12 protein-coding genes and 2 pseudogenes are annotated in these 12519 nt (G+C 70.9%); 4 read left to right on the forward strand and 10 right to left on the reverse strand.

Translation table 11 applies throughout. The features are described 5' to 3' along the window. Positions 1–459 (reverse strand): class III extradiol ring-cleavage dioxygenase (locus AB1578_02455; GenBank protein ID MEW6486759.1); only part of this gene is annotated, 459 nt, incomplete at its 3' end. A 352-nt stretch (positions 460–811) separates the two neighbouring features. On the opposite strand from AB1578_02455, the gene AB1578_02460 reads away from it, so the two are divergent. The 3 genes and pseudogenes from AB1578_02460 to AB1578_02470 all read left to right on the forward strand — a co-directional run bounded on the left by AB1578_02460 (position 812) and on the right by AB1578_02470 (position 2692). Beyond that, the gene (locus AB1578_02460) at positions 812–1072 is read left to right on the forward strand and encodes a hypothetical protein (GenBank protein MEW6486760.1); all 261 of its coding nucleotides are present in this window, start codon (positions 812–814) and stop codon (positions 1070–1072) included. Continuing rightward, positions 1069–1482 (forward strand): PIN domain-containing protein, encoded by a 414-nt coding sequence (locus tag AB1578_02465; protein MEW6486761.1) that lies wholly within the window; start codon positions 1069–1071, stop codon positions 1480–1482. Before AB1578_02460 ends, AB1578_02465 begins: the two co-directional genes overlap by 4 nt. A gap of 541 nt (positions 1483–2023) precedes the next feature. Next, positions 2024–2692 (forward strand): annotated as a pseudogene (locus AB1578_02470) (Eco57I restriction-modification methylase domain-containing protein). A gap of 267 nt (positions 2693–2959) precedes the next feature. On the opposite strand, the gene AB1578_02475 reads toward AB1578_02470, so the two are convergent. The 7 genes from AB1578_02475 to AB1578_02505 all read right to left on the reverse strand — a co-directional run bounded on the left by AB1578_02475 (position 2960) and on the right by AB1578_02505 (position 9385). After that, positions 2960–3379 carry a PIN domain-containing protein gene (locus tag AB1578_02475; GenBank protein ID MEW6486762.1) on the reverse strand — a complete coding sequence of 140 codons (420 nt, stop codon included), beginning with the start codon at positions 3377–3379 and terminating at the stop codon, positions 2960–2962. Then, positions 3379–3618 carry a CopG family transcriptional regulator gene (locus tag AB1578_02480; protein MEW6486763.1) on the reverse strand — a complete coding sequence of 80 codons (240 nt, stop codon included), beginning with the start codon at positions 3616–3618 and terminating at the stop codon, positions 3379–3381. The genes AB1578_02475 and AB1578_02480 overlap by 1 nt, the downstream gene beginning before the upstream one ends. 238 nt (positions 3619–3856) lie before the next feature. Continuing rightward, positions 3857–4621: an NAD(P)-binding oxidoreductase gene (locus AB1578_02485; protein MEW6486764.1), complete on the reverse strand. Its 765-nt coding sequence runs from the start codon at positions 4619–4621 to the stop codon at positions 3857–3859. Between the two features lie 139 nt (positions 4622–4760). Further along, on the reverse strand, positions 4761–6650 hold the full coding sequence (locus tag AB1578_02490) for an amidohydrolase (protein MEW6486765.1): 1890 nt from the start codon (positions 6648–6650) through the stop codon (positions 4761–4763). Then, a complete protein-coding gene (locus tag AB1578_02495; protein MEW6486766.1) occupies positions 6647–8308 on the reverse strand; it encodes an MFS transporter in 1662 nt (553 codons plus the stop codon). Before AB1578_02495 ends, AB1578_02490 begins: the two co-directional genes overlap by 4 nt. A 27-nt stretch (positions 8309–8335) precedes the next feature. Further along, positions 8336–8983 carry a hydrolase gene (locus AB1578_02500; protein ID MEW6486767.1) on the reverse strand — a complete coding sequence of 216 codons (648 nt, stop codon included), beginning with the start codon at positions 8981–8983 and terminating at the stop codon, positions 8336–8338. 186 nt (positions 8984–9169) lie between these two features. Next, the gene (locus AB1578_02505) at positions 9170–9385 is read right to left on the reverse strand and encodes a hypothetical protein (protein MEW6486768.1); all 216 of its coding nucleotides are present in this window, start codon (positions 9383–9385) and stop codon (positions 9170–9172) included. Between the two features lie 18 nt (positions 9386–9403). Between AB1578_02505 and AB1578_02510 the strand changes: the two are divergent. Then, positions 9404–9574: pseudogene (locus AB1578_02510) on the forward strand (helix-turn-helix domain-containing protein). 31 nt (positions 9575–9605) lie between these two features. On the opposite strand, the gene AB1578_02515 reads toward AB1578_02510, so the two are convergent. Together AB1578_02515 and AB1578_02520 are read right to left on the reverse strand one after the other, a co-directional pair. Then, positions 9606–10082 (reverse strand): RT0821/Lpp0805 family surface protein, encoded by a 477-nt coding sequence (locus tag AB1578_02515; protein ID MEW6486769.1) that lies wholly within the window; start codon positions 10080–10082, stop codon positions 9606–9608. Positions 10083–10656: 574 nt separating this feature from the next. After that, positions 10657–12168, reverse strand: coding sequence for a sigma 54-interacting transcriptional regulator (locus AB1578_02520; protein ID MEW6486770.1), 1512 nt, complete (start codon positions 12166–12168; stop codon positions 10657–10659). Between the last annotated feature and the right edge of the window lie 351 nt (positions 12169–12519).

Here is a 12519-nt window from a genome sequence, read left to right on the forward strand (position 1 = left end):
GGAGATCGAAGCGTTCTCCATCCCCTCGTGGACGAAGGTCACCGGCTCGCCGGCCTCCTGGAGGGCGAGCGCGTAGACCATGGGGAGGTAGTGGTCCAGCGTCGGCACCGCCAGGGACGCGCTCGGGCCCAGACTCTCGAAGGCCACCAGGTCCCGATGGTTGCCGGAGACCAGGCACTGCCTGACCCGCTCGTCGAACTCCACGGCCCAGGGGTTGGGGGCGGGCGTCCATGTCCCAGTCGATGCGGGCCACAGGTTGTGGACGATGTTCCCGCTCCCCACCACGAGCACCCCCTGCTCCCGCAGGGGCGCGAGCTCCCGGGCGAGGTCGTAGTGGTGTTGCACGGGCTTGGGGTGCCAGTCGTTGAAGGAGTAGTCCAGGCTCAGCTGGAAGACCGGGATTTCGGCCGCGGGGAGAGGTGCCGGAGTACCGACCAGGCCCCGTGGTCCAGGCCCCACTCCCGGTCGCACGCGATGGAGACCCGACGCACGGTCCGGGTGACGCGCTCCGCCACCTCGGGGGCGCCGGGGCTCGGGTACGCGGCGGCGTAAAGCTGCGGGGGGAACCCGTAGAAGTGTGGATGGTGCGCGGCCGCTCCGTGCACGAGACGAAGGTTTCGTCCGTGAGCCAGTGGGCCGAGGCCACCAGGATCGCCCGGGGCCGGGGGAGGCGCCGGCCCCAGGCCGCCAGGCTCCGGGTGAAGGAGATAGATACGTCATGATTTCGAGAATGCCAGCCGAGACGCGTCCTCTGGTGCAGGTCCGGGGGCCATGGTAAGCTGTCATACACATGTCATGCAGGAGGCAAGCCATGGGAGCTAGGACGATCCGTCTGGACGAACACGACGAGCAGGTGCTCGCCGCCGTCAGGGCGCGCACCGGCCTTTCGGTGTCGGAGGCGTTGCGCAGGGGCCTCCTGGCACTGAGCGCCCACCTCGACGAGGATCAGGCCATCACGCCCTATGACGTGTTCCAAGAGCTCGACCCGGGTCCCGGGGGAGAGGCCCTGGCGCCGGGCCGGACTGCCAAGGAAGCGATACGGGCCGTCCTGAAGAAGAAGGCAGGGCGATGATCCTGGTGGACACCGGCCCCATCGTGGCTCTCTTCGACAGGAGGGATCCGGACCATGCGGGCTGCGAAACCTTCCTGCGCGGCATACGAGAGCCCCTGCTCACCACCGTGCCCGTACTCACCGAGGCTTTCCACCTCCTCTCGCCCGGAGGCCGCGCCGCCGTGGCCCTTGCGGAGTTCGTGCGTCGGCGCGGCCTGCGGGTCCACTTCCTCGACGAAGCGGCCTTGGGCCGTGCCTTGGAGCTCATGGACGAGTATGCGGATCGTCCGATGGACCTCGCCGACGCGTCCCTCGTCGTTGCGGCCGAGGCCCATCGGTGCCTCACGGTGTGGACCATCGACCGGGGCGACTTCGCCGCGTACCGCGCCCGAGTTGGCAAAGGGCACAAGGCCTTCTCGGTCGTACGTTGACGGCCGCTCGCGGCCCCGGAGCAACAGATGCCCCTCGAACCCAAGCCGCTGTTTCGCGCCCACATCGTCGAGGCGGCCATGGCCGGTTTCCGCCTGCCGGGAGCTCACCCGTGCCTACTACGACCGCTACGCCGCGCTTCGCCGCGAGCTTCTCGACGGACTCCTGGCGGCCAATCCGACGCTCGCGCCGCTCCTCGTGCTGCGGGCCGCTCAAACCCTGCTGGACCGCGTGCTCTTCTGCGCCTTCAGCGAGGACCGGGGGCTCCTGCCGCCCGACACCCTCAAGGCCGCCTTCGAGCACCGGGATCCCTACAACCCGCGCCCGCTGTGGGAGAACTTCCAGGGCCTCTTCCGGGCCATTGACCAGGGGAGCCGCGCGCTCCTGATCCCGGCCTACAACAGCGGCCTCTTCGCCTTCGATCCGGCGGTGGACGGCCTCACCGTCCCGGACGACCTGTGCGCGCTCTTCCGGGAGCTCGGCGAGTACGACTACGGGAGGCCCGCCGCGGCCGTGAACAAGCCGAATGCCGCCCGCCCCGTGGTGGACGTCGATCTCCTGGGCCGGCTCTTCGAGCGCTCGCTGACCGATCTGGAGGAGCTCCAGGCAGAGCTCGGCGGGACCTACCCCCCACCCCGACCCTCCCCCGCGAGGGGGAGGGGGAAGTCGCGGAGCATCCTCACCCACAACCTCTACGCCGTGGACCTGAACGAAGAGGCCATCGAGCTCTGCCGGCTCTCCATCTGGATCAAGACCGCGAAGCATGGCCGGCCGCTCACCGCGCTCGACCACAACTTCCGGGTGGGCAACAGCCTCGTGGCCGACCCGGCCGCCGACGCACGGGCCTTCGACTGGCACGCCGCGTTTCTCGAGGTCTTCGCCGCGGGCGGTTTCGACGCCGTGGTCGGCAACCCGCCCTACGTGCGCCAGGAGCTCCTGGGGTCCCTCAAGCCCTACCTCGCCAAGAGGTTCACCGCGTATCACGGCATGGCCGACCTCTACGTCTATTTCTACGAGCTCGGCCTGCAGATTCTGCGGCCCGGGGGGCGGCTCGCCTACGTCGTCACCAACAAGTGGCTCAAGGCCGGCTACGGCGAGCCCCTGCGCCGCCACCTCGGCGAGGCCGCCTGGGTCGAGGCGCTCGTGGACCTGGGCCACGCGAAGCAGGTGTTCGAAGACGCCGACGTGTTCCCGAGCCTTCTCGTGGCCCGCAAGCCCGATGCCGGGCCGGAGCCCGAGGAGGTGCGGGTGGCCGTGATCCCCCACGACGAACTTGCGACCGAGGACCTCGGCGTCCAGGTGGAGGCCTGGAGCTTCCCCGTGCCCCGCCGAAGCCTCGGCGCCACGGCCTGGTCCCTGGAACCGCCCGCGGTGGCGACGCTCTTGGAGAAGATCCGGGCGGCCGGTGTGCCCCTGCGGGAGTACGCGGGCGTGAAGCCGCTCTATGGGGTCACGCGCCCTGCCTCGTGGTCGTTCCCGTCAGGAGGCCGGTGGGACGCACACGAAGCCCGCCGTGGCGAAGTGGGCGTCGAAGGCAAAGGCGGTCGAGATCCCTCGCTGGCGCATGAGCGCGAAGCTCACGGCGTCGGTCAGGCTGAAGTCCTGGTCGTCATAGCGCCGCAGGATCTCCTCGGCCTCTCCGTGTAGATCCGGGGTCGCATAGACGGTTTCGATCCTCGGGCTGGCGTGCAGGTGCGTTAGGAACGCGGTCGCAGGGCCGTGCCCAAGCTCCAGACGCAACAGGATGTAGCACTCGGCCACGACCAGATTCGTGGTCACGAGGCGCCGGTGGTCCTTGAGGAGTTGGGGGAGGGCGTTGGCGGCCCGGGCGTGGTGCCGGTCGTCTTCGTCGGCGAGGGCCACCCAGGCCCCCGTGTCCACGAAGAGCTCGGCCGCCATCAGCGCCGCGCGGCCCGCGCCAGGTGCCGATCGTGCTCCGTCGCGAGGTCCGACCGGCCCGAGCGGCCGAGGCCGATCACGTTCAAGGCGGGATCGTCGCCGGGCGGGATCTCGGAGAGGACCAGGTCCACGCCGTGGCGGATGAGCTCGGCCAAGGACTTGTCCTGCCGCGCGGCCAGGGCGCGCAGGGCCTGGTCCTGGTCGGGCCGAAGGTAGATTTGGAGCGGCTTGCCGGTCACAGGGCTCCCTCCATCACGATTGTTGATGTAGGTCTTGTATACGCCGCGGCCTCTTCCGCGTCAACCCGCGGACTCCCCTCCCGGTCTGACGCGCCAACCGCGGTGGGAGCTCCGCTGAGACCTTGGCGGCGACACCTCCTGGCCGCGCGGGAGCTCCGTGGGGTAGACCCCGCCCCAGCGCCCCCTCGCCCCCCTGGCGCGACGGGGCACGCCCCGTCCCCTGGCCGCCGCGCCCTGGTCAGGTGTGGACTTTGGCGCTGCCCGGCTGAGCGGCTCGCGATGCCGTCTTGTTGTAGATCACGGGCATCTGCCCCTTCCACCTGCGCCAGGCGTCGTCGTCGGCAATGAGCTCGGCCATGAAGTGGGCCACGTTCACGCCGCTCGTCTTGCCGGGGTCGAAGATGGCGCTGCGGGTCGGCGACGGATGTACCTCGTACGCGGTGACCCGGTTCTCATCCGTCAAGGTGTCGGGCCGAACCACGACCCACTCGACGGCCGTGTCCTGCGGGCCGATGCCCGTTCGCAGGTACTCCGCGGCCTCCTCGTTGTCCGCGTGGGGAGGCAGCAGCCTGCGAAGGAGCCCGACCAGGCAGGCTTCCCCGAACGAGAGGGGTTCGGGCAGGTCCCGATTCCGGTTGCCGGCCGTGTTCATGAGGACGAATTTGGTTGGCGCCTCTGCCTGGTTTGCCCGGATGGCGCGGCACAGTCGGCGGGTGGCCTCGGTGACGAGCCTTCGGGGGTGGCCGAAGATGCCCCGCCAAGTCAGGTTGTGCCCCAGGCACGAAGCCACCGCCGAACACCCCTCGACGTGCCCCGCCAGCTCCTCGTCGCCGAGGGTCAGGGGGCTTGCCTGGATTGCGGACAGGCGGCCGTGATTCTGGATGGGTTGGGGAAGCCCGTCGGGCGATCGCACGATCGCCTTGACGATTTCTCCACGGTGGAGCAGCTGCTCCACGAGCAGCCGTCCGGTTGCCCCGCTCGCGCCCACCACAAGGATCGCCATCGTGCTCCTCGTCTGCGGACCGCCGCTCTCCGCGTTGAGCGGCCGGGGGTACTGATGCCCGGCCGGCGTACGCCCCCCGGGAGGTGACTACTTCACCATCCCACACCGGCCGGGACGGCCTCGGGGTTTGCGACACGGGTCAAAAGGCGAAGCAGTCGCAGCCCAGCCCCCAGAAATCGCCGTAGCGGGGGGCTCCGGCCCGAAGGCCGTTTGGCAGCCGGTGGGCGGCGTGCCCGCAGCCGTGGGACTGGCACGTGGTGGAGTGCCGGTGGCTGGGAACCGGGATGCCCGCCCGGGCGGCCTTGCGGGTGTCCAGGGGCGCCCCGTAGCCCCCGTACACCTTGACGGGGGACCACTCCGGGAGCACGGGGAGCGGGGCCGGGCCGTGGTTGCGAAACTCCCCGGCGCCGTAGACGACCCTGCCGCCGACGATCGTCAGGACCGACTCGAGCCCCTTGATCCTCTCCTCCGGCACTGAGAAGTAGTCCTCGGTAAGCACGGCGAGATCCGCGAGCTGGCCCGGGGCGATGGCGCCCTTCTTGCCGCTCTCGCCGGAGAACCAGCTGCTGCCCTGGGTGTAGAGCCGCAGGGCCTCTTCCCGGCCGAGCCGGTTCGCCTCGGGGTAGAGCACGGCGCCCCCGGCGGTCTTGCCCGCGACGAGCCAGTAGAGGGAGAGCCAGGGGTTGTAGCTGGAAACCCGGGTCGCGTCGGTGCCCGCCCCCACGGGGATGCCCAGCGCGAGCATGCGGCGCACCGGGGGCGTGCGCTCCGCCGCCTTCGCCCCGTAGCGGGCGAGGAAGTACTCCCCCTGGAAGGCCATGCGGTTCTGGATGGCGATGCCGCCCCCCAGGGCCTTGACGCGCTCCAGGCTCCGGTCGGAGATGGTCTCGCAGTGGTCGAAGAACCAGCTCCCTTCCCGGAAGGGGATCTCCCGGCTCACCTCTTCAAAGACGTCGAGCATGCGGGAGATGCTCTCGTCGTAGGTGGCGTGCAGGCGAAAGGGCCAGCCGTGGGCCGCGAGCACCGAGACGACCTCCTTCAGATCCTTCTCCATGCGGGGCGACAGATCGGGGCGGGGCTCCAGGAAGTCCTCGAAGTCGGCCGCCGAGTAGACGAGCATCTCGCCCGCGCCGTTGCAGCGGTAGAAGTCGTCCCCGGCGCCGGGCGCGGTGAGCTTCATGCAGCGCAGAAAGTCCTCCCGCTCCTCCCGGGGCTTCTGGGTGAAGATGTTGTAAGCCATGCGCACGGTGAGCTCCCCGCGCCGGTGGAGCTCCTCCACGATGGCGTAGTCGTCGGGGTAGATCTGCGAGCCACCGCCCGCGTCCACCAGGCTCGTGAGGCCCAGGCGGTTGAGCTCGCGCAGGAAGTGGCAAGACGAGTTCCTCTGGTGCTCGGGGGGGAGCTTGGGCTGCTTGCCCACGGTGGCGTAGAGGATGCCGGCGTTGGGGCGGGCGATGAGGAGCCCCGTGGGGTTGCCGCTGGCGTCGCGCTGGATCTCGCCCCCGGGAGGGTCCGGCGTGTCCCGGGTGTAGCCGCAGGCCCGTAGCGCCGCCTTGTTCAGGAGGCCCCGGCAGTAGAGGTGGAGGAGGAAGACCGGCGTGTCGGGGGAGACCGCGTTGACCTCCTCCAGGGTGGGCATGCGCCGCTCGGCGAACTGGAACTCGCTCCACCCGCCGATGACCCGCACCCACTGGCCCGGGGGCGTGCGCCGGGCCTGCTCCTGGAGCATGCGCAGGCCGTCGGCGAGGGAGGGCACGCCGTCCCACCGAAGCTCCAGGTTGTAGGAGAGGCCCCCGCGGATCACGTGCATGTGGGAGTCGTTGAGGCCGGGAATGACCCTGCGGCCCCCGAGGTCGATGACCCGGGTCTCGGGCCCCCGGTGGCCCAGGACCTCGGCCTCGGAGCCCACGGCCAGGAACCGGCCGTCCCGGACGGCCAGTGCCGAGGCCTCCGGGCTGCCGGGGGTGAGGGTGGCGATCTTGCCGTTGGTGAGGAGGAGTTCGGCGGTCGCAACGCGCGCGTTCGTCATCTCAGGGCTCCTTTCGGCTCGGCCCCTTCCGCCCCGCGGGGGAGGGATACGGCCAAGAAGTGCGACACGGCCGGCGGCTCGCCCCCCAGGTGGAAGGCCGCCGCCCGCTCCTGGACCGCACGGTCGGCCACGGTGACGCGCTCGTGCTGGCGCAGGTGCCCCAGCCAGGAGTCCACGAGGAAGAGCTCCACGAAGCGGGACGGGTCGGCGGCGTCCTGGACGAGGGACCAGGAGAGCGCCCCCTCCCGTCGGCGCATCCGGCGAAGCTCCGCCATGGCCCGGGCGAACTCCGCGGCCCGCTCGGGCGCTACCCGGTACTCGGTGGTCACCAGGACCGGCCCCCGCTCCCAGCCGGGCTCCCCGGCCACGGCGGGCTCGCCCCAGTGGCCCGACGGCGAGAGGTCCGGCTCCTCCTCGGCCAGGCGAAACCCGCGGGTCGCGAGGACGCCCCCAGCCAGGCCCGCGGCCGCCGCCGCCAGGGCCTCGGGGGTCCCGAACCGCGAGGCCACGGCGCCCCACAGGGCGCTCCCGGCGGCCATGCTCCCGAAGAAGACGGCCAGGTAGACCGAGAGCGCCCTCGCCCGCACCCAGTGGGGCACCGCCCGCTGGGCGGCCACGTTGAGGGACGAGAGCACGGCGATCCAGGCGGCTCCGGCCACCAGGGCCGCCCCGCAGGCGGCGGGGAAGCTGCCGGCGAGGCCGAGCGCCAGGGTGCACGCCGCGAAGACGAGGCTCGCGGCCGCCACCAGGGTATCGGCCGGGAGGCAGCCTCGCAGGCGGGGCAGGAACCCGGCGCCGCCCAGCGCCCCGAGGCCGAGCAGGGCAAGCAGGGTCCCGTAGCCGCCCGGCCCCTGCCCTAGCTCCACCCGCGCCAGGACGGGCAGCAGGGCCATGGTGGCGCTGGCAAAGAGAAAGAACCCGCCCGCCCGCACCAGCACGGCGCGAAGCGGCGGCGAGCCGCGCACGTAGCGAAGCCCCGCGCCCAGGGCCCCGACGAACCGCTCCGCGGGCAGGGGGCCTTCCCTTGGGGGCCGCCGCCACCAAGAGAGAACGCCGAGGACGCCCACGAAGGACAGGGCATTGAGGGCGAAGGCGGGAACGGCACCGGCGGCGGCGAGCACTGCCCCGCCCAGGGCCGGCCCGATGGACCGGGAGACGTTGACGGCGGCGCTGTTCAGGGCGACGGCCGCCCCGAGCTCCTCCCGCGGAACGAGCTCGGGGGTGGTAGCCTGCCAGGCCGGGGCCGTGAGCGCCGCCGTGACGCCCAGGCTGAAGACGAACAGCAGCAGCACCGCCGGCGTCAGGGCCCCGAGGTAGGCGGCCGCGGCCAGGGCCGCCGCGGCCGCCATGGCGGCGGCCTGGACGGCCAGGAGGTAGCGCCGACGGTCCACGATGTCGGCCAGGGCGCCCGCAGGAAGGGCCAGGAGGAACATGGGCGCCGTGGTCGCCGCCTGGACGAGGGCGACCATCATCGGGTCGGGCGTAAGGGAGGTCATCACCCACGCCGCCGCCACGTCGTTCATCCAGGTGCCGACGTTGGAGACGATGGTCGCCGCCCACAGCGCCCGAAACACCGGCCGCCGCAGGGGGGACGGGCCCGACGGCCTCGAAGGGCCCGGAGGGTTCGCCGCAGCCTCGGCCCCGCCGGGGCTCGTCATCGGCCCCCTCCGGTCCTGGCCATGGCCCTACCCGCCGTGGCCGCCGAACATGGTCTTGGCATAGAGCACCCCGAGCCCGTAGGCCCCCGCGTGCTCCCGCACGACCCGCAGCACGGCATCGTAGGTCTCCTGGCGCGCCCAGTCGCGCTGGAGCTCGAGCAGGAACTGCACCCAGGTCACGGGGACCGCTCCGGCCTGGACCATCCGCTGCATGGCCATCTGGTGAGCCTCGGCGGTGGTGGCCCCAGAGGCGTCCGAGACCGCGTACACCTCGTAACCCGCCTCCAGGGCCTGGAGGACGGGAAAGGTCAGGCACACCTCGGTCCACAGCGCCGCCATGACGAGCTTCTTGCGTCCGGTCTTTCGCACGGCGGCCACCACGTTGGCGTCTTCCCAGGCGTTCATGGTGGTCCGGTCGATGGGCTTCTGGTCCGGGAACACCGCCTGGAGCTCCGGGACGAGCGGCCCGCTGAAGCTCTCGGCGGCCACCGTGGTGAGGATCGTCGGCACCTGGAAGACCTTCGCCGCCTTGGCCAGCCCCAGCACGTTGTTCACCAGCGTCTGCCGGTCGTGGGACTGGACACCGAAGAACATCTGGGGCTGGTGATCGATGAGGATCAGCGCGCAGTTGGAGGGGTCGAGAAGACTCTGGCTCTGCTTTCTCGTGTCGGTCATGACGTGCTCCTTTCTGCGAGCGCTTGCTCCGCCGGGGGGCCCGGGGGCCGGCCCCGGCATGGGGAAGAGCTCCACGGTATCACCCCCGAACCCCCTGTCGAGCCGGGTGGCGCCTGCACCCCCGGTGCGCGTCGATTCCCCAACGCGCCCGGGACCTCGCCTTCTCACCGGGAGATCCTGGGCGCCTCAGCCCCGTCCCTTCCGGAACTGCACCGCGATCTCGGCCACCCGCCGGCCGTAGGCCTCGGCCGTGGCCAGGTCGCCGGCGGCGGGCGCCTCGGGGGGGTTCACTTGGAAGCTCGCCGACATGGGGCCGAGAAATGACCCGACGCGGTTGGTGACCTCGGAGCCGGGGCCGGCCACCGAGGCCATGGAGTCGGGCTTGCTCGCGGCCGGAAACATCCCCGTACCCACAAGGAAGTCCTGACCAAGAACCGGATCGCCGTGGCCCGAGACCTCATGGCCGCCGGCAAGCTCTCGGTCACCGAGGCGGCGGGAGCGGTGGGCTACGCCTCCCTCTCCCAGTTCATCAGAACGTTCCGGCAGACTACGGGCCGGCTCCCCTCGGACGTGACGCGCTTCGGCTCGTGAGGGCGCCCCCCGCTCCCGGCCGCGATCGCAGTTACAGGAGCAGTTCCCAGATCCCGTCGGGGGTCCGGCACGCCACACCCACGGAGTGGAGCTCTCCGCTGGGTTCCGCCACCGAGTGGCGAAACTCGCGGCATCGCTCCTCGCCGCCGAGGTCGCGGGTCGGCGTCACCGCGGATCGGGCGCCGGAGCGGGGATCGGTCCACGTGGAGGTCTCGCCCACGGCGTTCTCCTCGAGGGCACGGGCCACGGGAGGATGGGCGACCCCTCGCAACGCCTCACGCTCCTCCGAAACGCCCGCCGCCCAAGCGCGCTCCCTCTCGGGGTCGTACACCACTGCACCTCGCCCTTCTCCGCGGTGCACCCGCGCTCCCCCGGCCCCCCGGTAGGGATCCATCCCTCCGAGCGGACCTGGGTAGACCGGCACCGGTACGTACTGCTCGTAGATCCGCACCTGGACCGGCGACGAGCCGAAGAACTGCGGGCGACTGCCGAAGCGGAAACGCTTCACCGGAGGATGCGTGTCGGGGAACACGTTGTGCCCGCGGAAGAAGTACGGGTGGACGGGGCCTCCGGGAAACCCGTGTCCACGAAGGGCCGGGCCGGTTCCCAACGTCCCGGTCGCCGACCCGAAGGCCAAGCTGCCCTCGAACCTCGCCGCTCCCCGAGGCTCCGGAGCTTCCTCGGCCCACCACGCCCCTTCCCTCCCGAACGCCCCGGTACGCCCTCCCCCGCGCCCTCCGGCCCCTGCCGACGCCGCCAGGGATGCGGCCAGGGCAATCGCGATAACTCTCCAAGTTTTCGTACGCACGTGCCTCACCCCCTTTCCCTGCGTCTGTTCGATGCTCGGCGGGGCTGGCAGGGTTCGCCCTCGGGGTGGTCCTTGAGCGCTTCCAGTTCTCCCGTCTTGGAGAGTCGTGACCGCACTTTCCGCGATTTCCGGATGGCGATCGAGAAGGGCGAGAGTCGATCTCGATCTCGATTCCGATTTGGTCTTGGATGGGGGTCCGTGGTCAGGAACGAAGGCCCGGACAGGTATGCGCGTTGGGCGGTCGGGCGCTGCCAGACGCCCGCAGTCGGGCCCCTCACCCCCGGAAATCAGCCCTCTCGAGGCCGTGCTTTCCCATCTTGTAGCGCAGGAGCTGGCGGGAGAGGCCCAGGCGGCGGGCGGCCGCGGAGACGTTCCCCCGGGTCTCGGCCAGGGCCTCTTCGATGGCGGAGCGCTCCCTGGCCTCCTGCTCGCCGCGCAGGTCCGCCGGGGGCGCCCCGGTGCCTGGAAGCCGCGTGGAAGAACGCACGGGGGCGGCGGGTGCCACGGCAGATTCAGGGCCGAGGGAGGGAGAGCCGGTGCCCCCGGGGCGCCGGGCACGTACGAGATAGGGGGGCAGATCCGCCAGTTGGATGGATCTTCGCTCTCCCACCACGTTCATCGCCCCCTCCACCACATGCTCGAGCTCCCGCACGTTGCCCGGCCAGTCGTAGGTGGAGAAGAGCCCCATCACCTCGTCGGCGATCCGCTCCACTTGCCTGCCGAGCTCGGCGTTGTGCTTTTCCAGGAAGTAGCGGGTGAGGATCGGGATGTCGGTGCGCCGCTCGCGAAGCGGCGGGATGCGCAGGAGCACCACGCCGAGCCGGTAGAAGAGGTCCAGACGCAGGCGCCCGCGCTCGATGGCGGCGTGGGGATCTTCGTTCACCGAGCTCAGCATCTTCACGTCGACCTCGCGCTCCTCCAGCGAACCCACCCGGCGGACCCGACGCTCTTGCACCACGCGCAGGAGCTTGGCCTGGAGGCCGATCGGCATCGAGTTCACCTCGTCGAGGAAGAGGCTTCCCCCGCTCGCTTTCTCCAGGAGCCCCGGCTTGTCCACCGCCCCGGTGAAGGCGCCCTTCACCGTGCCGAAGAGGATGCCCTCCAGGAGGTTCTCCGGGATCGCCGCGCAATTGATGGCCACGTAGGGCTCGGCGCTGCGGGGTCCGTAGTTGTGGATCGCCTGGGCAAAGAGCTCCTTTCCCGTGCCCGTCTCCCCGTGGACCATCACGGGGGAGGGAGTGAGCGCCGCCATCTTGGCCGTCTTCACGCACGCCAGGAATCCAGGGGCAGTGCCCAGGAGGTGGTCGAAGGAAAACCGGGTGCCGCCGCCTGGCGCGGGGCGATCCTCGGGGCGACCCGAGCCGCAGATGGAGGTGATGGTGTTCTCCACCAGGTTGTAGTCGCGCACGAAACAGACCGCGCCCACGAGCCCCTCGCCGGTGAAGAGCGGGAAGACGCTGCACAGGCTGTTGGCGATGCGCCCCGAGCGCGTCCGGTACAAGAGGTGCCGGTTCACGATCGCCTGCCGGGTGCGCAGGCTCTGCATGATGAGGCTGGTGTCGTCGGTGAGGTCGTACACCTCGGTGGTGCGCCGACCCAGCACCTCTGCCGGGGGGGTGCGGTCGATGCGGGCCTGGGTTTCGTTGTAGAACATGATCCGGCCCTCCGCGTCGGTGATGATGACGCCCTCGTCGAAGACGCGGAAGATGTCGAGGTAGTTGACCACCGACCGGAGGAATTTCTCCCGTGCAGCAGTCCCGGCCGATGGAGGCGCGTGCTTGGGCATGGGGTCTCGCAAGACCGTCGGGCAAAGGAAGCGGTTGGCATATACCGTAGCACCCCCCCGGGGGATCGATCCACCTCGGACGGCCGGCCCGCCGCCTCGCGGGAGGAACCACGCGTCCAGTCGGGAGGCAGTCCCCGAGGGACCACATGGTGCGCTCGAGGCCTCATCCACATCGAAATCGGAATCGACCCCGATCGCGATTTCGATTTCGATCGGGCAAGGCATAGGGGCGGCAGCATTCGTTATTCGCTCCAACCGCGCCCGTTTCGGCCCCTGCCGGCGTGCGCCTCTGCCCGCCCGTTGACGGGGATTGGGGTGGGTGTTAGAAGGGCGTCGACCCCGGCGCACCGG

The organism is Thermodesulfobacteriota bacterium, from assembly GCA_040756475.1.
Taxonomy (GTDB): Bacteria; Desulfobacterota; Deferrisomatia; order Deferrisomatales; family JACRMM01; genus JBFLZB01.